Source organism: Mycobacterium senriense (genome assembly GCF_019668465.1).
GTDB lineage: Bacteria > Actinomycetota > Actinomycetes > Mycobacteriales > Mycobacteriaceae > Mycobacterium > Mycobacterium senriense.
In genome coordinates this window covers 4685279-4711154 of the sequence record NZ_AP024828.1, presented here as the reverse complement: position 1 = coordinate 4711154, position 25876 = coordinate 4685279, and the positions used below count along the sequence as shown (strand labels likewise).

Here is a 25876-nt window from a genome sequence, read left to right as displayed (position 1 = left end):
TCATGGCTCACCCCATCCCCGAGCCCACACCGGTCTCCCGGCCGTTCTGGGACGGCCTGGCGCAGCATCGGATCCTGGTGCAGTACTCGGCGTCGGCACAGCGCTACGTGTTCTACCCGCGCACGCTGGCCCCGGGCACCCTGGCCGACGACCTGGAATGGCGCGAGATCGACGGCGCCGGAACGCTGTACACGTTCACGATCGCCCGCAGGCCGACCGGCCCACCGTGGCAAGACGCGTTGCCTCAGCTGCTCGCGGTGGTGCGGTGGGATGCCGGGCCGAAATTCAGCACCGAGCTGGTCGACGTCGACCCGGGCGACATCCGGATCGGAATGCGGGTGCACCCGGTGTTCTACGATCTGCCTGAAGAGGGCATCACCCTGCTGAAATATCGGCCCGCATGACCTTTGGGCGACGAGGTCGGAGGTGCACATGGACGATCCGCTCAACGGCATAGTGCAGGCGATGCTGGAGGCGTTGAACACCGGATTCCCGCGCGTCGAGCACCTGACCGGCCCGCAGGCGCGCGCCGCGGTGGCGCAGCGACGCATGCCGGTCGACAACCTCGGCGACGTCCGCAGCGCCACCGACCGCATGGTCCCAGGGCCAGGCGGCGCGGTTCCGGTACGTGTCTACGAGCCGCATGGCGAGCCGGCGGGAGAGCGCGCGGCGATCGTGTTCTACCACGGGGGCGGATTCGTCTTCTGCGACATCGAGTCTCACGACGGGTTCTGCCGGGCCCTGGCCCGCGGCAGTCAGGCCGTGGTGATCTCGGTCGACTATCGCCTCGCCCCCGAGCATCCCGCCCCGGCGGCGGCGCTCGATGCGTTCGCGGTGTTCGGCTGGGCGGTCGAGCACGCCGCCGAGCTGGGCATCGACCCGGCACGCACCGCGGTCGCCGGTGACAGCGCCGGCGGCAACCTGGCCGCGGTCGCCGCCATCCTCTGCCGCGACCGCGGCGCCACCCTACCGGCCGCGCAGCTGCTGGTCTACCCGGCGATCGATCCGAGCTTCGACACCGAGAGCTATCACCGCTACGCCACGGGGTACTTCAACACCCGCGCCGCGATGCAGTGGTACTGGCACCAATACCTGGGCGCGCAAACGGTTTTCGATCCGCCCTACCTGGTGGCCCCTGCCCGCGCCGACACCCATGCGGGTCTGCCGCCCGCGGTGATCGTGACGGCCGGGCTCGATCCCCTGAACAGCGAGGGCTGCGACTACGCCCGCCTGTTGCGCGGTGCGGGGGTGCCCGTCGTGCACCGGGACTTTCCCGGGCTGTTCCACGGCTTCATGACGATGCAAACGTTTCCGCCGGCGGCATCGGCGCAGCAGCTGGTCTGCGCCGACCTGCGTGAGCTGCTGCATCCGGCGGACCGGAGCGTGGCGTCGTGACCGAAGCCAGCGACGTGATCGTCATCGGGGCCGGGTTCGCCGGGCTCTACGCCGTGCACCGGGCCGCGTCGTCGGGCCTCGCGGTGACCGCCCTCGAGGCCGCACCCGACGTGGGCGGCACCTGGTACTGGAACCGTTACCCGGGCGCACGCTGCGACGTCGAAAGTGTGGACTACTCCTACTCTTTCGACGAAGAGCTGCAACGGAGCTGGCAGTGGAGCGAACGCTTCGCCGCCCAACCCGAAATCCTGGCCTACCTGCGGCACGTCGCCGACCGTTTCGATCTGCGCCGCCACTACCGATTCGGCGTCGACGCCATCGGCGCCACCTTCGAGCGGGGACGCTGGCATGTCGACACCGCAGCCGGGCACACCTATGCCGCACAGTTCCTGTTGTGCGCGACCGGCTGCCTGTCGGCGGTGAACCGGCCCAGTGTCCCGGGTGCCGAAACGTTCTCGGGCGAGGTGTATTTCACGGCTGCGTGGCCGCGCGAGGATCCGGAGCTGCGCGGCAAGCGGGTGGGCCTGATCGGCACCGGATCGTCCGGTATCCAGGTGGCGCCGATCGTCGCCGCGACCGCCGAAAGCCTGGTGGTGTTCCAGCGATCCGCGAACTACACCATCCCGATGCCCAACCGGCCGTGGTCGGCCGAGGAACAGCGAGAAATCCAGGAGCAGTATCCCGAGCGCCGCCGGGTCTCCGCCTACGCGGCTGCGGGGACCCCGCACGGCACCTACCACAAGAACGCCCTCGACACCGAGGCCCACGAGCGGTCCGAGGCGCTGTGGAAGCGCTGGCGCGAAGGCGGCGTCCTGTTCGCCAAGACCTTCCCCGATCAGACGAGCGACCCGTCCGCCAACGACGTCGCCAGGATCTTCGCCGAGGAGCGGATCCGGGAGATCGTCGCCGACCCCGTCGTCGCAACGGATCTCATCCCGGTCGATCACCCGATCGGAAGCAAACGGATCTGCACCGACGACGGCTACTACGCGACCTTCAACCGCGACAACGTTCGGCTGGTGAACCTGCGGCGCGAGCCGATCGAGGCGATGACCGCTGACGGCGTACGAACCGTCGCAGCGACATATCCCTGCGACGTGCTGGTCTTCGCGACCGGCTTCGACGCCATGACCGGGGCGCTGACCCGAATCGACCCGAAAGGCCCTGGGGGACAACGACTGCGGGACGCCTGGGCCGACGGCCCGGTGACCTTCCTCGGCCTGATGGTGCCGGGGCTGCCGAATTTGTTCACCGTCAGCGGGCCGGGCAGCCCCTCGGTGCTGGCGAACATGGTGCTGCACGCCGAGGTGCAGGTCGACTGGGTCATCGATCTGGTGCGGGCGGCGCGACGCCAAGGGGTGAGCGAGGTCGAGCCTCGCCGCGACGCGGCGCTCGCCTGGACCCGGCACGTGTGCCAGGCGGCCGACCGGACGCTATTTCCCAAGGCGGCATCCTCGTGGTACCTGGGCACCAACATCGAGGGCAAGAAGCGGGTCTTCATGCCCTACATCGGCGGCTTCGGCACCTACCGGCGGCACTGCGACGAGGTGGCTCGGAACGACTACGCCGGGTTGGTGTTCACGACAAGGTGATTGAGACGGTTCAACAGCTGTTGCGGCAGCGTTGCGACGACGACACCCCGGCGCTCGCCCACGGCGACCGGACGTGGACCTGGCGCGAGCATCTCGCCGAGGCGGCGGCCGAGGCCGCAGCGCTCATCGAGCTCGCGGACCCGGCACGGCCGCTGCATGTCGGTGCGGTACTGGGCAATTCGCCGGCCATGTTGCGGGCCATGGCCGCGGCCGCGCTCGGCGGTTACGTGTTGTGCGGAATCAACACCACGCGGCGCGGAGCCGGATTGCTGGCCGACATCCGGCGATCCGACTGCCAGATGCTGCTCGTCGACCCCGACCATCTCGAACTGCTGGATGGGTTGAACCTCAACGGTATTCAGGTGCTCGATGTGACCGGCGCACGCTACGCCGAAGCCGTCGCCGCGGCACCATCGCTGGTTCCCGTTCGCGAGGTGGCGGCCGCCGACACCCTGATGATGATCTTCACCTCGGGCACCAGCGGCGACCCGAAGGTGGTGCGGTTCGCCCATGGCATGGCGATTATGTGCGGCGCCAGCCTGATCTATCAATACGACGTCACCGCCGACGACGTCTGCTACCTGGCGATGCCGCTCTTCCATTCCAACGGTGTCGCCGCCGGTTGGGCCGTCGCCATCGGCTGCGGGGCCACCATGGTGCCGGCCCGATTCTCGCCGTCGCGCTTTCTCGACGATGTCCGCCACTACCGGGTGACATACCTGAACTATGTCGGCAAGCCGCTGGCGTTGATCCTGTCCACCCCCGAACGTCCCGATGACGCCGAGAACACCCTGCGGGTGGCGTTCGGCAACGAGGCCACCGATCGCGATATCGCGGAATTCGCAAGGCGTTTCGGGTGCCGGGTCGTCGACAGCTTCGGCTCGAGTGAATTCGCGGTCATCGTGGTGCGCGAAGACGGCACCCCGCCCGGATCCATCGGCAAGCCGTACCCGGGCGTGAGCATCTACAACTCGACGACGCTGCGGGAGTGCGAGACAGCGCGGTTCGACGAGCACGGCGCGCTGACCAATTTCGATGACGCCGTCGGCGAACTCGTCAACACCCAGGGCGCGGGCCCGTTCGCCGGCTACTACAACGACCCGGGCGCCACCGCCGAGCGGATGCGGCACGGGATGTACTGGTCGGGCGATCTGGCCTACCGCGACGCGGACGGCTGGATCTATCTCGCCGGGCGGACCGCCGATTGGATGCGGGTGGACGGGGAGAACCTGGCGGCCGGCCCGATCGAGCGGATTCTGGCGCGGTTGCCCGCCATCAGCCAGGTCGCCGTCTATGCGGTCCCCGACGACCGGGTGGGCGACCAGGTGATGGCCGCGCTGGTGCTGCGGCCCGGGGCAAGCCTGACCCCGGAGGATTTCGAGAAATTCCTTGCCGCCCAACCTGACCTGTCCCCGAAGGCGTGGCCGCGCCACGTCCGCATCAACGATCGGCTGCCCGCGACCGCCACGAACAAGATCCTCAACCGGGCGCTGATCGCCGCGGGTGTCACCGCGCAGGACGGCCTGTTGTGGACGCGCCCCGCGCGCGGCACCGGCTATGTCCCGGTGGGCGACGCCGCCGACGGCCGCGCGGCATCGGCCCACGGCTCATGAATCAGCCCGCTTCCTCGGCGACGGGGGCTTCGCCGAAGCGCGCGAGCACCAGGGTCGCGGACACGGCGATGGCGAACCCCACGATCACCAGCCAGCCGAGCCCGTCGCGCGCGGTGTCGCCCAGCCACACCACCCCGACGAACGCGGGCGCCAGCGTTTCTCCGACCACCATTCCCGCGACGGCCGTGGTCACCGATCCGCGATGCAACGCGGAGGTGAGCAACAGAAACCCCGCGGCGCCCCCCGCGGCGGCCGCGTACAGGGCGGGGTTGGTGTAGAAGGAGCGTTTGGTGGGATCGATCGCATCGATCAGCCGCACGCCCACCTCGACGACGCCGAAGCCGGTCCCGGCGCCCAGCCCCAGTGCGAGCGCACGGGCGCGGTCGGGCAGACGCCCCGCGGCGGCGCCGCCGACGAAGATCGCGGCCACCACGCCCAGCAGGGCCCAGCCGAGCCCGGCCGGGGCGTGCCGGAAGTGGCCCGGCCCGGCGGCGAAGGCCAGGACGACCAGGCTGACGCAGACGACGCCGACGGCCGCCCACTCGGCCGATGACAAGCGCGCCGACAACACCCACGCCGCGACGACGCCGGTGACCGCGATCGAGGCGGCCAGCGCCGCCGCGACCACATAGATCGGAACCAAGCGCAGCGCGGCGACCTGCAGCGCAAACCCGGCGACGTCCAGGCCGACACCGATCAGATAGCGCCACTGGCGCACGGCGCGCAACAGCAATACCGCATCCACACCCGAGCCGCTGCCCGCTTCCACCGAGCGCGTCCCCGCCGCTTGCAGCACGGTCGCCGTCCCATAGCAAAGCGAGCAGCCCAGCGCGAGGAGGAAGCCGATCAGCACATTCACCGACACTAGGCGCCACCGACACTAGGCGCCGCGACGCCCCGCCGGCGCGGCGGATGACCCCGCGAAACAGATGAACAAACGTTTGGCCACCCACCGCCCGGGGCACCTCAGAGGTATCTATTGCCACAACCCACGTCGAACGTATACCCGCCAGTGAACGGCTGAGATTCAGTCGCGCGCGCGTTAGGCATATGTATAACCGTGCGCTACAACAGGATTCAGATCAATGTTTAGCGTCGGTGTACAAGTGTGTACTCTGGGGGCATGGCTGAACGCGGCGCCCAGCCCAACGTCCCCCGCGGGCGTCGGTTGTTCCTGCGGGCGGTGCGGCGGTTATTCAGTCCGTTACAGCCCGACGACTACCTGGAAATGATCAATCCGCTGTGGACCACCAGGGAGCTGCGCGGAAAGGTCGAGCGAGTCGAACCGCAGGGCTCGGAAGCGGCGAGCGTGCTGATCCGGCCCGGGTATGAATGGCCGGGTCACAAGCCCGGTCAGTATGTGCGGCTGGGCGTGGTCGTCGACGGCGTCTACCACTGGCGAGCGTATTCGTTGACGTCGGACCCAGCCCCCGAAGACGGGCTGATCAGCGTGACGCCCAAGCGGGTGGACGGCGGCGTCGTGTCGCCGTATCTGGTGCAGAAGGTTCAGCCGGGAGATCTGGTGCGGCTTGGTGAGGTGGAGGGCGTATTCACGCTGCCCGAGCCGTTGCCGGCCAAGATGCTGTTCATCAGCGCGGGCAGCGGCATCACGCCGATCATCAGCATGTTGCGCAGCATCGATCACGGCGGTGAGTTCGGCGACGTCGTGGTCATCCACTCCGCTCGCACCCGCGAGCAGGTGATGTTCTTGCAGGTCCTCGAAGAGTTCGATCGCCGTCACGACGGGATGCGGCTGGATTTGCGCCTCACCGCCGAACGCGGTCGGCTGGAGCCAAGCGGGCTGGACGAAGCGTGCCCGGACTGGCGCGAACGCGAAGCTTTCTGCTCGGGTCCCGGCGAAATGCTCGACGCGCTGATCGAGCACTGGGAAAGCAACGGAGACCGCGACCGTCTGCACTTTGAGCGTTTCCAGCCCAAGATCGGTGGCGACGCCAACGCCGGCGAGGGCGGCACGGTGCAGTTCCTCGACAGCGAGAAGGAAGTCGAATGTGACGGCGGCACATCGATTTTGGAGGCAGGCGAGAAGGCCGGTCTCAACCTCGCCTACGGCTGTCGAATCGGAATCTGCCATACCTGCGTCGGGACGCTGAAGTCGGGCAAACTGCGTGACCTGCGCTCAGGTGAAGTGATCGAACCCACCGAACAGGACGTACGAATCTGCATCAACACCGCCGAAGGCGATGTTGAGCTCGAACTGTGATCGAAAGGAGCGGCTCGTGACAACTGCCGCGAAAGCGAAAACCACTGGGGGCGAGTTGCTTGCCCGCCTGGGTGAACAAGAACGCGAAAAGCTCGCGAAGGAACTCGACGCGATACACGACGACGTCTTCGCCGATCTCGGCGAACGGGACCGGCACTACATCAAGACGGTCATCTCCGTCCAGCGCCAGATCGTCGTGGCCGGCCGGGTGCTATTGCTCGGATCGCGCTCGAAAACCGCATGGGTCCTGGGCACGGCCTGTCTGGGAATGGCCAAGATCCTGGAGAACATGGAGATCGGCCACAACGTGATGCACGGCCAGTGGGATTGGATGAACGATCCCGATATTCACTCGTCGGTGTGGGACTGGGATACCGCGTCCACCGCCGAGGCCTGGAAGCACTCGCACAACTACATCCACCACACGTACACCAACATCCTGGGCAAGGACAAAGACCTCGGGTATGAGCTCTTGCGGATCGACCCGAATCAAAGTTGGCACCCACGGTTTCTCTTCCAGCCGCTGTACAACATCTTGCTCATGCTGCTGTTCGAATGGGGCGTGGCGATTCATGACATGGACATCGATGCCATCCGCACGCGCCAGAAGCCGTGGTCGGAGGTGCGCGAGGATCTGCGAGGTATCGGGGTCAAGGCGCGCGCACAGATTTTCAAGGACTATCTCGGTTGGCCGCTGATCAGCGCGGGCGCGTTCGCCCTCGTCCAGTTGGCCACCCGCGGCAAAATCGGCCAGCCGGCTCAGTCGCGCCTGGGCAGGACGCTGCGCAGGGTGTCTAACAAGGGACGGCTGGGCGCCACCGCCGGCTTCCTCGACAAGGTGCTGCCGGGAGTCGAAAGCACCTACCTGCGCACCCTGGCTGCCGACGCGGTCGCCAACGTGATCCGCAACGTGTGGTCGAACGCGATCATCTTCTGCGGCCATTTCCCCGACCAGACCTACACGTTCAGCCAGGAAGACGTTGAGGACGAGACGCGTGGCGGGTGGTATCTGCGCCAGTTGGTCGGCGCCGCAAACATCGAGGGCAGCCCGCTGTTCCACGTCATCAGCGGCAACTTGGGTTATCAAGTGGAGCACCATCTCTACCCCGACATGCCGAGCAGCCGCTATTCGGAGATCGCGCCCCAGGTCAAAGACATCTGCGAGCGTTACGAGCTGCCGTACAACTCCGGCCCGTTCTCCAAGCAGTGGCTTATGGTGCAGCGCACCATCCTTCGACTCGCGTTCCCCGGCGGAAAGCCGCGGCCGAAGGCCGGGCCATACCGAAGCCAGGGCGGCCAGCCGGCGCCACAGCGACCCAGCGAGGGCTCCCGGTTCCGTGACCGTGTCCCCGCCGAACACCCGGCGGCCGGCCCCGAACATGAGTCCGGCGGTGTCGAGGTGTCCCCGCCGCCGCGCGGCAAGGACTGAGCCGCGTCGCGGTAGGCGCCCGTCTAGCCTGAGCTGATGACCGGTATCGACGGGCGCGTCGTTGCCATCACCGGAGCAAGCTCTGGCATCGGCGAGGCGACGGCACGCCTGCTCGCCGAGCGCGGTGCCCGAGTGGTGCTGGGCGCGCGGCGCGCCGAGCGCCTCGACGACATCGCCGGCGAGATACGTGCCGGGGGCGGAACGGCCATCACGTGTGCGACCGACGTGGCACGCCGCGACGACATGCGGCGGCTCGTCGGTGCGGCGGTCGATTCGTTCGGTCGCCTCGATGTGTTGATCAGCAATGCGGGTATCAGCAAGATCGGGCCGATGGCAGACCTCCAGGTCGACGGATGGTCGGCGATGATCGACGTCAACCTGCGCGGGGTGCTGCACGGCATCGCCGCCGCCCTGCCGATCTTCCGGCGCCAGGGACAAGGCCACTTCGTCACGACGGTGTCGACGGCCGGGCTCAAGATTTTGCCCACCATGGCGGTCTACGCGGCCACCAAAAACGCCGTGCGCACGGTCATGGAAGGGCTGCGCCAAGAGTCGACCGACGGCGTGATCCGAACGACGTCGATATCACCGGGATTCGTCGATACTGCACTGGACGGCTCCATTGACGACGATGCGGTGCGCGCGCAGATCCGGCGCGACATGAACGATTTCGGTCTACCCCCGGCGGCGGTGGCACGCGCCGTCGCATTCGCCATCGAGCAGCCCCACGACGTCGAGATCGGTGAAATCACCATTCGCCCCACCGTCCAGGGTTAGCGCGGTCTCAATATCACCCGCCGAATTGAACCGTCAACACCCCTTCGTCGTGAAAGATCGGGTCGGCACCGTTGGATGTGATCGCTGAGCTCTGGTTAGGGGCAGATGAAGCCAACCCGGATAACCGGCGGGCCTGCCGCCGAGGACATCACGCCGACGAATGAGGCCGGCGGCCCCGGCTTCCCGGCGCGGCTGTGGCGCAGCCCGCTGCGGGGACCGTGGCTGACGTCGGTGTTCGGCTCGGTGCTGCTGGTGACGCTGCCGATCGTCATCCTCACCGGGCTGCTGTCCTACATCGCTTACGGGCCGCGGTTCGGCCAGGCGATCCCCGGCGATGTCGGCTGGCTCAAGCTGCCGACCTTCGACTGGCCCACCGACCCGTCCTGGCTGTACCGGCTGACGCAGGGGCTTCATGTCGGGCTGGGGCTCGTCCTCATCCCGGTGGTGCTGGCCAAGCTGTGGTCGGTGATCCCCCGGCTCTTCGTGTTCCCGCCGGTGCGGTCGATCGCCCAACTGCTGGAACGGATTTCGCTGCTGATGCTGGTCGGCGGGATCCTGTTCGAGATCGTGACCGGCGTGCTGAACATCCAGTACGACTACATCTTCGGGTTCAGCTTCTACACCGCGCACTACTTCGGTGCGTGGGTGTTCATCACCGGCTTCGTCATGCACGTGGCGATCAAGAGCCGGCGCATGTGGGCCGGTCTGCGGTCGCTGTCGCTGCGGGACGTGCTGCGCACCGGGCGCGCCGACACCGAGGCGCAGCCATGGCAGCCCGACGGTCTGGTCGCCACCGACCCCGCCCCGGCGACGATGAGCCGCCGCGGCGCCCTGGCGCTGGTGGGCGGCGGCGCCCTTTTCCTGGCGGTCATCACCGCCGGCCAGACGCTGGGCGGCTACGCCCGGCCCGCCGCGCTGCTACTGCCGCGCGGGCGACGGCCCGGAGGCGGACCCAATGACTTCGAGATCAACCGCACCGCGGCCGCGGCCGGCATCTCCACCGCGGACACGACGGAGCGCTGGCGGCTCACCCTGAGCGGCGGGCCCCGGCCGGTGGCGCTGGACCGCGCCGCCCTGCTGGCGATGCCACAACACACCGCCGCGCTGCCGATCGCCTGCGTCGAGGGCTGGTCGACCACCCAGACGTGGACCGGTGTGCGACTGGCCGACCTCGCCCGACTGGCCGGTGTGCCGGCACCGGAATCCGCGCGGGTGTCGTCGCTGGAGCGCTCGGGCGCGTTCACCGGGGCGACGCTGCAACGCAACCAGGTGCTGCACCCGGACGCACTGCTGGCGATGCGCGTGAACGGCACCGACCTGTCCCCGGATCACGGCTTTCCCGCGCGGATCATCGTGCCCGCACTCCCCGGCGTGCACAACACGAAGTGGGTGGCGTCCATCGTTTTTCGAACGGCCGCGCATGCGTAGCGCCTTCGCACGGATCTACGGATCCCACCCGCTGCACCTGCTGACGATGATCGCCGGCTTCGCCCTGCTGGGCTACGTCATCGCCGTCGTCAAACCGGTCACGCTGTGGAACCCGCACGTCTGGTGGCAGTCGATCGTCGTCTGGTTCGCCGCCGCCATCGTCGCCCACGACCTGGTGTTGTTCCCCGTCTACGCCCTCATTGACCGGATGCTGTCACGCGACCGCGCCCGGCCCGCGCGCGCCGATGCCGGTGTGCCGGTGCTCAATTACGTCCGGGTGCCCGCGCTGGGGGCGGGCCTGACACTGCTGGTGTTCCTGCCCGGCATCGTCCGGCAAGGCGCCACCACCTACCGGGCCGCGACCGGCCAGACTCAGGACCCGTTTCTCGGCCGATGGCTGCTGTTGACGGCCGCGATGTTCGCGGTCAGCGCCGGGGTGTACGCCCTGAAGCTGGCGGCGGCACGTCGACGGGCGGGTGCGTGACCTGCGCGCCTACCGGTGAGCAATTACTCTTGTGCCTCATGGGGAGCCGCAACGCCAAGGCACGTGCCGCGCTGTGCGGGTGCGTGACCGCGGTTGTTCTCGCCACCGGCCTGGCGTGGGGCGGCGCACCTGCGGCCGCCGCCACGCCGTCGGTCGTGACGCCCGCGCCACCGGCCCCGGGCGGTGCGGTGCCGGTGCAACCCGTCGGGGGAGGCGGCTGCATCATCGGCCTCAACTGCGGGTGCATTCGCAACGTCACCTGCCCGTCGCCGCACCCGCGCCGCCCGAGCGTCGACAACAACCAGCACGCCGCGCCCGCCCCGCCGAATCCCTAGCGCCGCAACCGCCGGTGGCTTTCCTATCATTTGATGATGGGCGCCGGCGGGCTGGAAACTGTGGGCTCGCCGGCGTTCACCCACGAGGACCCGGCCCGCTTTCGTGCCGCCGGCTGGTGGTGCGATACGACGCTGTCGGACGCGGTGCGTCGCAACGCCGAACGGATACCGGACCGTCCCGCCTACGTCGACTACGGCGGATCCGCGTTCACCTGGCGTGAATTCGACCGCGCCGCAAACGGTTTGGCCGAAACATTGGCCGGAGCCGGCGTCGCCCGCGGTGACCTCGTGGCGGTATGGCACGGCGACTGCGCCGCCATCCACGTGCTGTTCGTGGCGATCGAACGCTGCGGCGCGGTGGTCGTCGGCATCGGCGCGCGCGCCGGCACCCGCGAGGCGTCGGCGATCCTGCGCACCGCCCAGCCGAAGATCCTGGTCAGTGACCTACCCCGGGCGGGCACCGCCGCGGACGTCGCCGGCGAACTGGGGGTGCCCGGCGTGGTGTTGAGCCACGACGACGGGACGCTTCGGCTCGATGTCGACGCCGATCCCAAGGCGCCGGCGGCCGGTTGCGAACTCGGCCCCGACGACGTCTTCCTGATCAACTCGACGTCCGGCACCACCGGGCTGCCCAAGTGCGTCGTGCACACCCAGAACCGTTGGCACTACTTCCACCAGAAAGCCGTCGCCAACGGGCTGCTGAGGAGCGAGGAGGTATTCCTGCCGGTGATCCCCACCCCGTTCGGCTTCGGGCTGTGGACCAGTCACACCACCCCCATATACCTCGGCGCCACCGCGGTGATTCTGGACCGGTTCACCACCCAGGCCACGTGCGAGGCGATAGCCCGGCATAGGGTCACCGTATTGTGTTGCGTCAGCACGCAATTGACCATGCTGATGGCGGACCCGGCCAGCCGTGGCCACGACCTCAGTTCGCTGCGCGTCGTGTACACCGGCGGGGAGGCGTTGCCGTACCGGCCCGCGGCCGAGTTCGAGGAACTCACCGGCGCAAAAATCCTGCAGTTCTACGGTTCCAACGAGACCGGGATGCTCAGCGCCACCACCCTCGACGACTCGCGCGAGCGCCGGCTGCGCACCGGCGGCCGCCTCATCCCCGAAATGGCGGTCCGGCTGTTCGACGGGGACCGCGACGTCACCGAAACGGGGCGCGGCCAGCCCGCGTGCCGGGGACCGGCGACCAGCCTCGGTTACCTCGGCGGCACCGACCACGACAAGCTGTTCACCCGCGACGGGTGGATGCGCATGGGCGACATCTGTGAGATCGACGGCGACGGCTACCTGCGCGTCACCGGGCGCACGTCCGATTTCATCGTGCGCGGCGGCAAGAACATCAGCGCCAGCCAGGTCGAAGACGCCGTCATGACCCATCCCGCCATCGCGATCGCGGCGGCCGTCGCCATGCCCGACCCGGTGTTCGGCGAAAAGGTCTGCCTCTATGCCGAACTCACCGACGCCGCCACCGTGGACCTGCCCGGACTCGTCGAACACCTGCTGGCGCTGGGCGTTTCCAAAGAGCTGCTGCCCGAGCGGCTCATCGTGGTCGACGAGTTGCCCCGCTCATCCGGCGGAAAGATAGCCAAAGGCCGGCTGCGCGAGGATATTGGAGCCAGAATGGAGGCCGGTCATGAACGCTCCTGATGCACGCCGCGGCGGGTTGGAAGTCTGGGCACCGTCGGTGGTCCCACCCATCGGCGTCGACCTGTCGAATCAGCAGGCGCTGGCCATCGCCTTCCGCCACCTGGCCGGCATCGGGTTCGCCGAGAACATGGCCGGGCACATCACCTGGCAGCTCGACGGCCAGACCGACATGTTCGTCAACCCGTGGGGGCTGTGGTGGCAGGAGATCACCGCATCCGATATCTGCGTGGTCGACGGCGACGCGCGGGTGGTCAGCGGGCGCTGGGACGTCACCCCGGCCATCCACATCCACACCGAACTGCACCGGGTGCGCGACGACGCCCGAGTGGTGATCCACAACCACCCCTACTACGTCTGCGTGCTCGCCGCATTGGGCAGGCTGCCCGAGCTGGTGCACCAGACCGGTTCGCTGTTCCTCGACGACCTGTGCCTGGTCGACACCTACGACGGCGAGATCGACAGCCCCACGCGCGCCGCGGAACTCGCCGCGCGGATCGGCGGCGCCAACCTGACGATCCTGGCCAACCACGGCGTCATCGCGACCGGGCGCAACCTGCCCGAGGCCGTCTACCGTGCCGCATCCATCGAACGCGTCTGCAAGCTGGCCTACGACGTCCTGCTCACCGGCCGGGATCCGGTGCCCATGAACTGGTCGGACATGGCCGGCATGCAACGGTCGCTGATCGAGCGGGCGGCCGACGTCTACTGGGCCGGGGCGGCGCGCATGACCATCAAGGCCGACCCCGATGTGCTCACCTGAACCAGTGCCGGCCCGCCGATCAAATGACGCTGCCCCGCAAGGAGATTGACGAGTGAAATCGATCGACGAGCTGGCCACCGACCTGAGCTTCACCACGGCGAAGACCGGCGCGGGGCGCTCGGTCACCTTCCTGCCCGATCCGCCCCGGGCCGCGCGCCGCTACACGGTGATCTCGGTGGACGACCACATCGTCGAACCCCCGGACACCTTCACCGACCGCCTACCCCGCAAGTACGCCGACCGGGCGCCGAAAGTCGTCGAGACCGACGGCGGGGGACAGACTTGGGTCTACGACGGCAAGGAACTGCCCAACGTCGGCTTCAATGCCGTGGTCGGCCGGCCGGTGGCGGAGTACGGTTTCGAGCCCGTCCGATTCGACGAAATGCGCAGGGGCGCATGGGATATCCACGCCCGGGTCAAGGACATGGATCTCAACGGCATCTACGCCTCGCTGAACTTCCCGTCGTTCCTGCCGGGCTTCGCCGGGCAACGGCTGCAGCAGGTGACCAGCGACCGCGACCTGGCGCTGGCCTCGGTGCGGGCTTGGAACGACTGGCATCTCGACGTCTGGGCGGGGTCGTATCCCGACCGGATCATTCCCTGCCAGTTGCCGTGGCTGCTCGATCCCGAACTCGGCGCGACGATGATCCGGGAGAACTCCGAGCGCGGCTTCCACGCGGTCACGTTCAGCGAGAACCCGGCCATGCTGGGTTTGCCCAGCATCCACACCGACCACTGGGATCCGCTGATGGCGGCCTGCGCCGAGACCGGCACCGTGGTGAACCTGCACATCGGATCGTCGGGGTCGTCGCCGTCCACCACCGCGGACGCGCCACCGGACGTGCAGGGTGTGCTGTTCTTCGCCTACGCCATTTCCGCCGCTGTCGACTGGCTGTACTCCGGGCTGCCCAGCCGATTCCCCGACCTCAAGATCTGCCTGTCCGAAGGCGGAATCGGTTGGGTGGCCGGCCTACTCGATCGCCTCGACCACATGCTCAGCTATCACGCGATGTACGGCACCTGGCAGGCGCTCGGTGAGCCCTTGACCCCGGCGGAGGTGCTGACCCGCAACTTCTGGTTCTGCGCGGTCGAGGACAAGTCCTCATTCGTACAGCGCGACCGGATCGGCGTCGACAACATCATGCTGGAAGCCGACTACCCGCACTGCGACTCGACGTGGCCGCACACCCAACGAACCATTCACGAGCAGATCGGCGATCTGCCGCCCGACGTCATCCGAAAATTCTGCTGGGAGAACGCGTCTCGGCTATACCGGCACCCGGTGCCGGCCGCGGTGCAAGAGGACCCCGAGGCGTTCTGACCGGGCGGCGCGCCGCCCGAGCACAATGCGCAAAACTGCGAAAATCGCTGGTTGCGTGGCTATCGCGCACAAGCGAGTCATGGCCCGTGTCGGCCCGTAACTTCGATCGCAACGAGGTGCCGGGACCCCCTTCGGCATCGCCACCGGTCAGGAGTTCGCCGTGTTCATTGAGCCAGAACTGATTACGGGATCGAACGCGTACCGCTCGACCAACGTGACGCCGCCGCGGCGACTGGAGGCCAAGCGCGACGGCTATGTCGAGCGGACAGTCACCACGAGTGACGGTGTGCGGCTTGCGGTCCGCGACTACGGCACGGCCTTCGCCCCTGAGCACACCATCGTTCTGCTGCACGGCCTTTGCCTGACCCAGTCGAGTTGGGCGCTGCAGATTCGGCACCTGCTGCGCCGGTGGGGCGGCAGCGTGCGGATCATCACCTACGACCACCGCGGCCACGGCGAATCGACCGGTGCCGACATGCGCACCTACCGCATCGACCGGCTGGCCGACGACCTCGCCGAGGTTCTCACCGCATTGCGCGTCACCGGGCCGCTCACGTTGGCCGGTCACTCCATGGGCGGCATGACCGCGCTGGCCTACCTCGGCCGTCCCGCCGCCGATCGTCCGGTCGAGCCGCAGGGCCTGGTCCTGGTCGCCACCGCGGCGGGCCGGCTCGCCGAGCGGGGCCTCGGCCGGCTACTGAACACGCGCGCCACCGAGATGCTGTTCGAACTCGTCCACCACATTCCGCAGCGCGCGATGGACCGGGCGATCAACGGACTGGTCCGCCCCCTGTGCGGCGGCCTGGCCAAGTACTCCGGTGCCGACTGGCAGGGCGCGGCCGCACTGACGGTCTCGGCCATCAGCACCACGCCGTTGACCACGGCGGCGGGCTTCCTGCCCAGCCTGAAGCGCTACGACGAGTACCACGCGCTCGCCACCATCGGCGCCAACGCCGTGGTGGTCAGCGGCGGCGCCGACCGGACCACCCCCGCCGCGCACGCGCGCGACATTGCGGCGGCCATCCCGGGCGCCACCCACCTGCACCAGCCCGACGCCGGGCACATGCTGCTCGAAGAGCACCCGCAGTGTGTCAGCGACGCGATCGACAGCGTGCTGAGCGTGCGCACTCCATCGGCGCAGGGCGCGGTGAGCTGACGTTCGACGCGCCCTGCCCCGCGCGCAGTTCCCGGGATGTGCCGAGCGGTGTAAGTTACGTTTAGTATGTACTGAACGAACTGGAGGCTTATGTCCCCGGAAGAGGCCGAGTTCGTCGACCGCCTCGGGCTGTTCTTCGAGCTCCTCGGCGCAACCCGCACCATGGGCCGGGTATATGGCTGGCTGCTGATCTGTGATCCGCCGCAGCAGTCGTTGACCCAGCTGACCGAGGCGTTATCGGTGAGCAAGGCCTCGATCAGCACCGTCGCCCGCCAACTGCTGGACGGCGGCATGGTCGAGCGGTTGCCCAGCTCCAACCGTCAGCACCTCTACCGCGTGCGGCCAGGCGGGTTCACCAGCGTCCTGGAGACGCAGCTGTCACTGATGCGGCTGGGCATCGAACCCGCCGAGTTCGCACTGTCGGTGCTGGGCGAGGACCGCGCCGAACAGCGCCAGCGCGTCGAGGACTTCCGCGACTTCTGTGAGTTCTGCACCCAGGCCTACGGCGATCAGCTCATGAAGATGTGGACCGAGTATCGGAAAAGGAAAAAGCCATGACCGCGACGGACAAAGTCGACTTCAGTTCCGTGCCGTGGGGTTCGGTGGGGTGGACCAACCTCGTCACGCTATACCTGCGCGCGCACGAGAGCCGTACGGAGCGGCCCATTCTGGGGGACCGGACGGCCGCGGAAGCGGTGGACCGGATCGCGTATGACTTCAAAAGAATTCACCGGATGTCGTTGCCGGCGGTTAACCAATACCTGGTCGCGCTACGGGCCAGGCAGCTCGACGACTGGTGCGCGGATTACCTTGCCCGGCACCCGGATGCCGTTGTGCTGCATCTGGGTTGCGGCCTCGACGGCCGCTTCTTCCGGCTCGCCCCACCGCCTTCCGTCGTGTGGTTCGACGTCGATCAGCCGAGTGTGATCGGGCTCCGCCGCCGGCTCTACGACGACACCGACCAATACCGGATGATCGGCTCGTCGGTGACCGAACTGCAGTGGCTCGATCAGGTCCCGGCCGGACGCCCGACGCTGATCATTGCCGAGGGCCTGCTCATGTACCTGCACGAACACGAAGTACGGCGCCTCCTGCAGCGCCTGACCGACCAATTCACCGGCGGCGAAATGCATTTCGACACGCTCTCCGCGCTGGCACCGCTGATGTCCAAGCTCTTCACCCGGGGAATCATCAAGTGGGGCATCCGGGACGTGCGCGAGATCGCCACCTGGAATCCCCGGCTGCGGTTCCTCGAGCAGAGACCCGTGCTGGCCGACTACAACCGGATCCCGTCGACAGCGGTGCGGTTGATCTACCGGTTGACGTGGATGACGGCCGGTCGCCACTACGACGTGCTGAACCGCTTTGAATACTGACTAGCCGGTCAGAGGTCGGACGCCAGCCGGCGCAGAATGTCGGTGGCGGACTCCGCGGTCGCGTGCCGATAACCGGTGCCCGCCCACAGGTGGACGTAGTCCGGCCTGCCCGCCGCCGCCGCGGCCTTGCGCAGCGGGCTGGTCAGGTAGTGAATGGCGGGATAGCCAGCCGGCGCCTCGGCTTCGTGGGCGTCGATGAAAGCGTTGCGCAGGCCGCGGGCCGGCCGGCCGGTGAAAGCGCGGGTCAGCACCGTCTCGGTGTAGGCGGGGTCGACCAGGGCCGCCTGATGAGTGGCCGACGCGCCGCTCTCGGTGGCGCGCAACAGCACGGTGCCCACGGCGGCCGCGGTCGCACCCGCGCGGATCACCTCGGCCACCGCGGCGGGCGTGGCCAGGCCGCCGGTCGCCATCACCGGCAGCGGCACCTTCGCGACGACTTCCTTGACCAGGTCGACGATCGGGACCGGCGTCAACGGCCGCTGCGGCGAGAGGGTGCCAGAATGGCCGCCGGCATCGGCCGCCTGCACGGCGAGCATGTCGACGCCCGCCTCGTGGGCCCGCGCCGCCTCGTCGGCCGTGGTCACCGTCTGCACCACAACGCTGTTGGCGCGTTGCAGCGCGGCGATCACGTCGCGCGGCGGAATGCCGAAAGTGAACGACACCATCGGAACCGGGTCGTCGAGCAACAGCGCGATCTTCTCGTCGAATCTGTCGTTGTCCTCGATGGGCTCGGGTGGCAGCGTCAGCCCGAACTGGTCGGCCTCGGCCTGGACGATCGCGGCGTAGGCGTGGTAGCGCTGCGGGTCGACCGGCACCGGGTTGGGCGCGAAGACGTTGACTCCGAATGGGATCGACTCGGCGCGAACGGCTTTGATCTCGGCCTCGATGGCCTCGACTGTCTTGTATCCGGCCGCGAGCAGTCCCAGCGCGCCGGCGCGGGTGGCGGCCGACACCATGGCCGGGGTGGTCGGGCCGCCCGACATCGGCGCCGCTACCAGCGGAACGGACATTCCAAACTGCGCCAACATCTCCAGGCCCTTTCTCTATGCCGCCGCGGATACCATGCCTCCCTTGACCCTATCGGCGCCCGGCCGGTGCGGCAGCATTCCGCGGCGGCGGCCGGCCTGGCAGGATGCTTGAGCGTGACGCGCCCCAACTTCCTTGTGATCGTTGCTGACGACCTCGGGTTCTCCGACATCGGCGCGTTTGGCGGCGAGATCGAGACGCCCAACCTCGATCGGCTGGCCCACGCGGGGATCCGGCTCACCGATTTCCACTCGGCACCGGCCTGCTCACCGACCCGGGCGATGTTGTTGACCGGGACCGATCACCACATCGCCGGCATCGGCACCATGCTCGAGGTCGCGTCCCCGGAGTTCCGCGGTGCGCCCGGGTACGAGGGCTATCTGAACGACCGGGTGGTCGCGCTGCCCGAACTGTTGCGCGACGCGGGGTATCTGACGCTGATGTCGGGCAAGTGGCACCTGGGCGCCACGATCGAGACGTCGCCGTGGGCGCGTGGTTTCGAGCGCTCGTTCGCCCTCTTGCCGGCCGGCGCCAGTCATTACGGCGGATCGGGGGCGCGCGGATTCTCACCCGTGCCAACGCTTTACACCGAGGATGACCGGTTCGTCAGCGTCGGTGACGACTTCTATTCGTCGGACTCCTACACCGACACCCTGCTGCGGTATCTGGATGAACGCGCCCCCGACGACGACCGGCCCTTCTTCGCCTACCTGCCGTTCCAGGCGCCGCACTGGCCCCTGCAGGCACCCGACGAATCCGTCGCGAAATACCGGGGCCGCTACGACGCCGGGCCGGACGTCCTGCGCGAGGAGCGCCTGGCCGCGCTCAAGCGGCTCGGACTGTGTCCATCCGACGTGGTCGCACACCCGGTGGTGGCCGACGGCGCACCGGAGTGGGCCGACATGACCGACGAGCAGCGCGCGCGCTCGGCCCGCAGCATGGAGGTCTACGCCGGGATGGTCGACCGGATGGACTACAACGTCGGCCGGGTCATCGACTACCTCTCGGCCAGCGGCGAACTCGACAACACCGTCGTCATCTTCATGTCCGACAACGGCGCCGAGGGCGCGATCGTGGAGGCGATGCCGCTGCGCGGTCCGCAGATCGCCGCACAGATCGAAAAGCATTGCGACAACAGCCTGGACAACCTGGGCCGGCCGACGTCGTTCATCTGGTACGGCCCCCGCTGGGCGCAGGCCGCCACCGCGCCTTCGCGCCTGCACAAGGCGTTCACCACCCAGGGCGGAATCCGGGTGACCGGCTTCGTCACCTGGCCCGGCTTCGCCCGGCAACAACAGATCGGCACCGCGTTCAGCACCGTCATGGACATCGCGCCGACCGTGCTGGAGCTGGCCGGGACCACCCACCCGGGCACGTCGTATCGCGGCCGCGAGGTGGCCCCCATGCGCGGCCGCTCACTGGTGGACTACCTGACGGGCGCCGCGGAGACCGTGCACGATCCGGGCACCGGCACGGGCTGGGAGCTGTTCGGCCGTCGCGCCATCCGGCAGGGCGACTGGAAGGCGCTGTACCTCCCGCCACCGTACGGGCCGGGCAGCTGGCAACTCTACGATCTGTCTTCCGACCTCGGCGAGATCGACGACCTGGCCGACGCGCGGCCCGACAAGCTGGCCGAGCTGCTGGCGCTGTGGGATCGCTACGTCGAGGAAACCGGCGTGATCCTCGACCCCGTCTCGGTCTACGACGTCCAATTGTGACCCGCTGCTCGATCACGCGCTGGGTCGAAGGGCCTCAAATAGCTCGACTGAACCACTGTGCCGTGCAACCAAGACTTCGAGTCCCGCATCTTTGAGCCAGCGCCGCACGTCACCGGCCTGGGGCGTGATCCCAAAGAAGCCCGCCGCCTGCAACGCCGTCACAAAACGATCCTGACGCCGGCCGCGACCACGTACACACGTGCTCCCGCGAAGAATCCCACCCGGCTTGAGCACGCGGGCTAACTCGAAAACCGCCGCTCGCGGGTCAGGAAGACAATGCAGACCGTTGAATGTCAATGCCAGGTCAAAGGTGTTGTCCTGGAAGGGTAAATCTGTGACATCGGCCTCGGTGAACTCCATCAGGTCGGCCACACCCAGCTGAGTTGCCCGGCTGCGCGCCCGCCTCAGCATGTCCGAGGAAATGTCGGCGGCCACATAGCGGCAATCCTGTCCAGAGCGCAAGCCACGAAAGGCAAAGCCACCACCGCACGGGATGTCAAGTACATGGACGCCGGCGCGAGCTTCACCGACACGCTGAACCTCTTGCAGGAGGTCGTGTAATGTCAATCCCCACAACGCTTTTGCGCCCACCGCAGCGACACTGTCATGTATTGCAGCCGTGTTATACAACGCCGATGCCAGCCGAGCGGCGCGCCAGCGGTCCGTTACCTGCCCCATCCGCTGACCCTAACTGGAAATTCAGGTGTGGCAAGCTGAATGCGTCTCCGAGACGTGTCCGGGCGCCTCGAGCACGTCACGCGGGACGACCCACCAATTGGGCCAATTGCGCCGCGCCCGGGGCTGTTTGGGTGGTCAGGACGATCCGCCCGGACGTGGCCGGTTGTTCGATGATCGGTGCTTCCAGGACCATGTCGTCCCGGACGAAGGCCATGTGGTCCTGCAGATGCGCGCCCGTGAAGGTGGTCCACGCGGCCGCCGATGGCGGATCCAGCACGAGAGTCAGCTCGTAATAATCCGCGGTCAACGACTTCGGTGGGTCGACGCGGACGAGTCCGAGCTGCATGGTCTCGGGGCCCAACGTATAGACCGTGGTTCGCCCGATGTCACAGGTGGTGAGGACGTCGGTGGGCTTTGCGGGAGTGTTCGGATCCGTGGCCGGGCACTTCACGGCTGGCGTCGTCGGCTGCGATTTCGTCACCGGCCGGACCGGCAACGGCGCAATCTTCACGACCGGAGGCGGTGGCGGGGGTGGCGGCGCGGTCGTGCTGGGCGGCGCGGTGATCGACGAGGTGGACGGCGCAGGCTTGTGCGTCTGCTGACAGCCACACATCACTGCCGCGAGCAGGCAGATACACCCAAGCCAGGAGGCGGCACTACGCGCGCTGAATCGACGGTGGATCATCTTCGATGCACTCTACCGGGCACTCTACCGGGCACCCTTCCGGCAGGATTATTGATTCCATGTCCGACGGGAACTCCTGCACCGCAATTTCTTTGGTGCCCGCTGGCGCGCCGCGTCGAATTGGCGCAATTCGACGAAGGTTGCCGCAGCCTCTTGGCCTGCACGCATGTGGCATTCCGGCGTGCTCGGCAGCGCGCTCTTTACTGACACTACGAATATAGAGTAGGGTCGCTGTCTGGAAGATTATGGACAAACGCCGAAAGCCCAACCCCGCCGAGCGCCGCCGCGATCTGTGCGACGCGGCGATCCAGTTGTTGGCCGATGACGGGGCTAAGGGCCTGAGCCATCTGAAGGTCGACCGCGCGGCCGGGGTGCCGGACGGCACCACCTCTTTCTATTTCCGCACCCGGTCGGCGCTGTTGCGCGCGGTGGCCGAGCGCTCGGCCGAGCTCGACCTCGCCGAGCTGCAGGCAATCGCGGACAGCTCCGATGGCGCCGGTGCGGATCGCACACCGTCGCGGTTGTCGCAGGTGGTCATCCAGGCCGGCAGCGATCCGCAGCTGTATCGGACCAGGGCCCGCTATGAGCTGACCATGCAGGCCACCCGCGACCCCGCTCTGGCCGCGATTCTGCAGCAGGCCACCGACGAGTTCACCAAGCTGCACCGGGAGATCTTGGTGCAGCTGATGCCGCACGGTGCGGACCTGGATCCGGCCGTCGTCGAGGATCTGAGCAATGTCACGTTGACGTTCATCAACGGCCTGCTGCAGCGGTTCGCGCATGGCGACCGGATCATCGACAGCGCCGAACAGCTCGACGGGATCCTGTCGGCGATCGCCGTCGGCATCCTGAAGAGTCCGGACAAGGGGCGGCTGACCCAGGCCGGCGGCCTGCGGGTGTTGCGCCGCGGGGCGGCCGGGTCCGCGTGAGGACGCCGCAAGAACACGGCGTACGGGGCTATGGATCTTGCCACGGCATCCGCTGTATGGTTCTCTACGAGAATAGAGTAAGCCCACGTTCATGCGCCGTTTTCAGCGGAGCTTGTGCAGAAGTCAGAGCGACGCAATTAAGCGGAGTGTAGAAATTGCCCGGACCGAATCCAGCGCTGCGACGCTGGCAGCGCTAGCCCTGGTGCAGGTCGTGCGGGCAACTAAAACTGCAGCGGTAGGAGGGATTTCGTGACGGCGAGCACCGATAGCCATGTTCGTTTCGATCCATACGATGTCGAGTTGATTGCCGACCCGTATCCCATGTTCAAGCGGCTGCGCGACGAGGCACCGCTCTACTACAACGCCGAATACGATTTCTACGCGTTGAGCCGGTTTGCCGATGTCAACAAGGGCATCATCGACTACGCCACATACAGCTCCGCGCGGGGCGTGATCATGGAACTGATCAAGGCCAACCTCGAAATCCCGTCGGGCATGCTGATCTTCGAGGATCCGCCGATCCACGACGTGCACCGCAAGCTGCTGTCGCGGATGTTCACCCCCCGCAAGATCGCCGCGCTCGAGCCGATGATCCGTGAGTTCTGCGCGCAATCGCTGGATCCGTTGGTGGGCTCCGGTCGGTTCGACTTCGTCACGGACCTGGGCGCGATCATGCCCATGAAGGTCATCAGCGCACTCCTCGGGATTCCCGAAGAAGACCAGGAATTCATCCGCGATCGCGGTAACGCCCAGCTACGCACCGAGCCAGGCAAGCCGATGAGTGCCGCCGAGCATGGCTTGTCGGTGGGCGAGCAGTTCGAGGCCTACATCGACTGGCGGGCGGAGAATCCGTCCGACGACATCATGACCGAGTTGCTCAACGTCGAATTCGTCGACGAGACCGGTACCACGAGGCGGTTGAGGCGCGAGGAAATCCTGGTGTACCTCAATGTCGTGGCCGGGGCCGGCAACGAAACGACGACGCGGTTGATCGGTTGGGCCGGCAAGGTTCTCGCGGAGCACCCCGACCAGCGCCGCGAACTTGTCGACAATCCGGCGCTCATCCCGCAGGCGATCGAGGAGCTGCTGCGCTTCGAGCCGCCCGCGCCGCACATGGCGCGTTATGTGACGCGTGATGTCAGTGTGTATGACCAGACGGTCCCGGAAGGCAGTGTGATGCTGATGCTGATCGGCGCCGCCTGCCGCGACGAGCGGCAATTCGGTCCCGACGCGGGCGAATTCAATATTCACCGCGCCGCCCGGCCGCACCTCACGTTCAGCGTCGGCGCCCACTTCTGCCTGGGTTCGGCACTGGCCCGGCTGGAAGGCCGGGTCGCCCTGGAAGAAATCCTCAAGCGGTTCCCGGAGTGGGAGCCCGACCTGGCCAACGCCACGCTCAGCCCGACATCGTCGGTGCGGGGCTGGGAAACGCTGCCGACGCTGGTGCCCTGATGGCCGGCCGGGTCGACGGCAAGGTCGCCTTCATCAGCGGCGCCGCGCGCGGTCAGGGCCGCAGTCACGCCCTCCGCCTGGCGCAGGAGGGCGCCGACATCATCGCGATCGACGTCTGCGGGCCGATCGACAACCTGGCCTATCCGCACTCGACACCGGAAGACCTTGCCGAGACTGCGGATCTGGTCAAGAACCTCGACCGGCGCATCGTGACCGCCCAGGTGGACGTCCGCGACTACGACGCGCTGAAAGCCGCGGTGGACAGCGGGGTCGAACAGCTCGGCCGTCTCGACATCATCGTCGCCAACGCGGGCGTCGGCACCGATGGCAGGAAGCTGCACAAGATCCGCGAGGACGTGTGGCAGGACATGATCGACATCAACCTCAGCGACGTATGGCATACCGTCAAAGCGGGTGTGCCGCATGTCCTTTCGGGTGGCCGCGGTGGCTCCATCGTGCTCACCAGTTCGGTGGGCGGCCGCAAGGCCTACCCGAACACCGGGCATTACATCGCCGCCAAGCACGGCGTCATCGGGCTGATGCGGGCCTTCGCCGTCGAGTTGGGCCCGCATATGATCAGGGTCAATGCGGTGCTGCCCACCCAGGTCAGCACCACGATGGTGATGAACGACAACACCTATCGGCTCTTTCGCCCGGATCTGGAGAATCCCGGACCGGACGACTTCGCCCCCATCTCGCAAATGATGCACACACTGCCGGTGCCTTGGGTGGAAGCCACCGACATCAGCAATGCTGTCCTGTTCCTCGCCTCTGACGAGTCTCGTTATGTCACCGGCGTTTCGCTTCCCGTCGATGCGGGCAGCTTGCTCAAATAGGCGTCAGCCCCAAGTGAAAGAAGAAGCCCATGCCCGAATATGACTACGAAAAGCTGAAGAAGGAAGCCGAGCAGTACATCAGGTTCGAAAAGGACAAGAAGAACCGGATCGCCTACATCACCTTCGATCGTCCCGACGCGCAGAACGCCACCAGTCTGGGCATGCGGCAGAACTACGCGGACCTGATCCACAAGTGCAACGTGGACGACGACGTCAAGGTGGTCGTGATCCGCGGCGAGGGACAGGATTTCGGCAGCGGCGGCGACCTGCCCGAGCAGCGCCCCATGCTGGAGAACCCCGGTCTCCCGCTGCATCACGAGCTCGCGATCAACGATGACGACGTCAAGTACCCGCCGGGTGGTTCGTACCGCTACCTGTCCACCGTCACCGACTTCTACGCCAAGGCCCGCGCCGGAAACCGTCCGCTGCAGGAGCTTCGGAAGATCAGCATCATCGAGGCCAAGGGCTACTGCTACGGGTGGCACTTCTACCAGGCCGGCGACGCCGATCTGGTTATCTCCTCCGACGACGCCCTGTTCGGTCACCCCGCCTTCCGGTACGTGGGCTGGGGACCGCGGCTGTGGTGGTGGGCCGAGACGATGGGCCTGCGCAAGTTCTCCGAGATGCTGTTCACCGGAAGGCCGTTCAGCGCAAAGGAAATGTACGACTGCGGCTTCGTCAACAGCGTGGTGCCACGTGACCAGCTGGAAGCCGAGACCGAGAAGTACGCCATGGCATGCTCACGGTCCCGCCCGACCGACACGGTCGCGGTACAGAAGACCTTCCTCGAGCTGTACAAGCAGCACAAGGGTGAGTACTTCGGCAGCCTGCTGACCGGCATGGTCGAGGGCATGCTGCCGATGATCCAGAACGACGCGCAAGAAGTCGACCTCACGGAAGGCACTTTCAACAAGGGCCTCAACAACGTGGTCAAGGACAACGACATGAACTTCCCGCCGGAGTGGCGCCTCAGCCGCTCGGGCCGCGCGAAGCCCTGACCGTTTTG

26 protein-coding genes are annotated in these 25876 nt (G+C 67.3%); 22 read left to right on the top strand and 4 right to left on the bottom strand.

Annotation, left to right across the window (positions count from 1 at the left end):
* Positions 1-2 precede the first annotated feature (2 nt).
* From MTY59_RS22095 to fadD1, 4 genes are read left to right on the top strand one after another with little or no spacing between them, the layout of a single operon-like run.
* Positions 3-404, top strand: a complete 402-nt coding sequence (locus tag MTY59_RS22095) for a Zn-ribbon domain-containing OB-fold protein (protein ID WP_221043051.1) — start codon at positions 3-5, stop codon at positions 402-404.
* 28 nt (positions 405-432) lie between these two features.
* The gene (locus MTY59_RS22090) at positions 433-1395 is read left to right on the top strand and encodes an alpha/beta hydrolase (protein WP_221043050.1); all 963 of its coding nucleotides are present in this window, start codon (positions 433-435) and stop codon (positions 1393-1395) included.
* On the top strand, positions 1392-2987 hold the full coding sequence (locus tag MTY59_RS22085) for a flavin-containing monooxygenase (protein ID WP_221043049.1): 1596 nt from the start codon (positions 1392-1394) through the stop codon (positions 2985-2987). The genes MTY59_RS22090 and MTY59_RS22085 overlap by 4 nt, the downstream gene beginning before the upstream one ends.
* The gene (gene fadD1 / locus MTY59_RS22080; protein WP_221043048.1) at positions 2984-4600 is read left to right on the top strand and encodes a fatty-acid--CoA ligase FadD1; all 1617 of its coding nucleotides are present in this window, start codon (positions 2984-2986) and stop codon (positions 4598-4600) included. The genes MTY59_RS22085 and fadD1 overlap by 4 nt, the downstream gene beginning before the upstream one ends.
* Before the next feature lies 1 nt (position 4601).
* Here fadD1 and MTY59_RS22075 read toward each other — a convergent pair whose 3' ends face one another.
* Positions 4602-5465 carry a DMT family transporter gene (locus tag MTY59_RS22075; RefSeq protein WP_221043047.1) on the bottom strand — a complete coding sequence of 288 codons (864 nt, stop codon included), beginning with the start codon at positions 5463-5465 and terminating at the stop codon, positions 4602-4604.
* Positions 5466-5723: 258 nt separating this feature from the next.
* Between MTY59_RS22075 and MTY59_RS22070 the strand changes: the two genes are divergently transcribed.
* The 12 genes from MTY59_RS22070 to MTY59_RS22015 all read left to right on the top strand — a co-directional run bounded on the left by MTY59_RS22070 (position 5724) and on the right by MTY59_RS22015 (position 17546).
* Positions 5724-6821, top strand: coding sequence for a ferredoxin reductase (locus MTY59_RS22070; protein ID WP_221043046.1), 1098 nt, complete (start codon positions 5724-5726; stop codon positions 6819-6821).
* A gap of 16 nt (positions 6822-6837) precedes the next feature.
* Positions 6838-8250, top strand: coding sequence for a fatty acid desaturase family protein (locus MTY59_RS22065; protein WP_250160624.1), 1413 nt, complete (start codon positions 6838-6840; stop codon positions 8248-8250).
* Between the two features lie 36 nt (positions 8251-8286).
* Positions 8287-9027, top strand: coding sequence for an SDR family oxidoreductase (locus MTY59_RS22060; RefSeq protein WP_221043044.1), 741 nt, complete (start codon positions 8287-8289; stop codon positions 9025-9027).
* Between the two features lie 105 nt (positions 9028-9132).
* Entirely contained in the window at positions 9133-10455 is a 1323-nt protein-coding gene (locus MTY59_RS22055) for a molybdopterin-dependent oxidoreductase (RefSeq protein WP_250160623.1), read from the top strand.
* A complete protein-coding gene (locus tag MTY59_RS22050) occupies positions 10448-10939 on the top strand; it encodes a hypothetical protein (protein ID WP_221043043.1) in 492 nt (163 codons plus the stop codon). The genes MTY59_RS22055 and MTY59_RS22050 overlap by 8 nt, the downstream gene beginning before the upstream one ends.
* A gap of 38 nt (positions 10940-10977) precedes the next feature.
* A complete protein-coding gene (locus MTY59_RS22045) occupies positions 10978-11274 on the top strand; it encodes a hypothetical protein (protein WP_221043042.1) in 297 nt (98 codons plus the stop codon).
* Between the two features lie 36 nt (positions 11275-11310).
* Entirely contained in the window at positions 11311-12933 is a 1623-nt protein-coding gene (locus tag MTY59_RS22040) for a class I adenylate-forming enzyme family protein (protein ID WP_221046582.1), read from the top strand.
* Positions 12920-13693 carry a class II aldolase/adducin family protein gene (locus MTY59_RS22035; protein ID WP_221043041.1) on the top strand — a complete coding sequence of 258 codons (774 nt, stop codon included), beginning with the start codon at positions 12920-12922 and terminating at the stop codon, positions 13691-13693. Before MTY59_RS22040 ends, MTY59_RS22035 begins: the two co-directional genes overlap by 14 nt.
* 52 nt (positions 13694-13745) lie before the next feature.
* The gene (locus tag MTY59_RS22030; RefSeq protein ID WP_221043040.1) at positions 13746-15014 is read left to right on the top strand and encodes an amidohydrolase family protein; all 1269 of its coding nucleotides are present in this window, start codon (positions 13746-13748) and stop codon (positions 15012-15014) included.
* 160 nt (positions 15015-15174) lie between these two features.
* Positions 15175-16170, top strand: coding sequence for an alpha/beta fold hydrolase (locus tag MTY59_RS22025; protein WP_221043039.1), 996 nt, complete (start codon positions 15175-15177; stop codon positions 16168-16170).
* Positions 16171-16260: 90 nt separating this feature from the next.
* Positions 16261-16728 (top strand): GbsR/MarR family transcriptional regulator, encoded by a 468-nt coding sequence (locus tag MTY59_RS22020; protein WP_221043038.1) that lies wholly within the window; start codon positions 16261-16263, stop codon positions 16726-16728.
* Positions 16725-17546: a class I SAM-dependent methyltransferase gene (locus MTY59_RS22015; protein ID WP_221043037.1), complete on the top strand. Its 822-nt coding sequence runs from the start codon at positions 16725-16727 to the stop codon at positions 17544-17546. Before MTY59_RS22020 ends, MTY59_RS22015 begins: the two co-directional genes overlap by 4 nt.
* A gap of 8 nt (positions 17547-17554) precedes the next feature.
* Here MTY59_RS22015 and MTY59_RS22010 read toward each other — a convergent pair whose 3' ends face one another.
* Positions 17555-18574, bottom strand: coding sequence for an NAD(P)H-dependent flavin oxidoreductase (locus MTY59_RS22010; RefSeq protein WP_221043036.1), 1020 nt, complete (start codon positions 18572-18574; stop codon positions 17555-17557).
* Between the two features lie 114 nt (positions 18575-18688).
* Between MTY59_RS22010 and MTY59_RS22005 the strand changes: the two genes are divergently transcribed.
* Positions 18689-20290 carry an arylsulfatase gene (locus tag MTY59_RS22005; RefSeq protein ID WP_221043035.1) on the top strand — a complete coding sequence of 534 codons (1602 nt, stop codon included), beginning with the start codon at positions 18689-18691 and terminating at the stop codon, positions 20288-20290.
* A 12-nt stretch (positions 20291-20302) separates the two neighbouring features.
* Here the strand turns inward: MTY59_RS22005 and MTY59_RS22000 are convergent, their stop codons facing one another.
* Positions 20303-20968 (bottom strand): class I SAM-dependent methyltransferase, encoded by a 666-nt coding sequence (locus MTY59_RS22000; RefSeq protein ID WP_221043034.1) that lies wholly within the window; start codon positions 20966-20968, stop codon positions 20303-20305.
* A gap of 76 nt (positions 20969-21044) precedes the next feature.
* Complete coding sequence (locus MTY59_RS27485; protein ID WP_250160622.1) at positions 21045-21329, bottom strand: SecDF P1 head subdomain-containing protein; 285 nt, start codon at positions 21327-21329, stop codon at positions 21045-21047.
* 22 nt (positions 21330-21351) lie between these two features.
* On the opposite strand from MTY59_RS27485, the gene MTY59_RS27480 reads away from it, so the two are divergent.
* From MTY59_RS27480 to MTY59_RS21975, 5 genes are all read left to right on the top strand, one after another.
* Positions 21352-21570: a hypothetical protein gene (locus MTY59_RS27480; RefSeq protein ID WP_250160621.1), complete on the top strand. Its 219-nt coding sequence runs from the start codon at positions 21352-21354 to the stop codon at positions 21568-21570.
* A gap of 328 nt (positions 21571-21898) precedes the next feature.
* Positions 21899-22582: a TetR/AcrR family transcriptional regulator gene (locus tag MTY59_RS21990; RefSeq protein ID WP_221043032.1), complete on the top strand. Its 684-nt coding sequence runs from the start codon at positions 21899-21901 to the stop codon at positions 22580-22582.
* Positions 22583-22831: 249 nt separating this feature from the next.
* Complete coding sequence (locus MTY59_RS21985) at positions 22832-24034, top strand: cytochrome P450 (protein WP_221043031.1); 1203 nt, start codon at positions 22832-22834, stop codon at positions 24032-24034.
* Positions 24034-24870, top strand: coding sequence for a mycofactocin-coupled SDR family oxidoreductase (locus MTY59_RS21980; protein WP_221043030.1), 837 nt, complete (start codon positions 24034-24036; stop codon positions 24868-24870). Before MTY59_RS21985 ends, MTY59_RS21980 begins: the two co-directional genes overlap by 1 nt.
* 29 nt (positions 24871-24899) lie before the next feature.
* The gene (locus MTY59_RS21975) at positions 24900-25868 is read left to right on the top strand and encodes an enoyl-CoA hydratase/isomerase family protein (protein ID WP_221043029.1); all 969 of its coding nucleotides are present in this window, start codon (positions 24900-24902) and stop codon (positions 25866-25868) included.
* Positions 25869-25876: the final 8 nt, after the last annotated feature.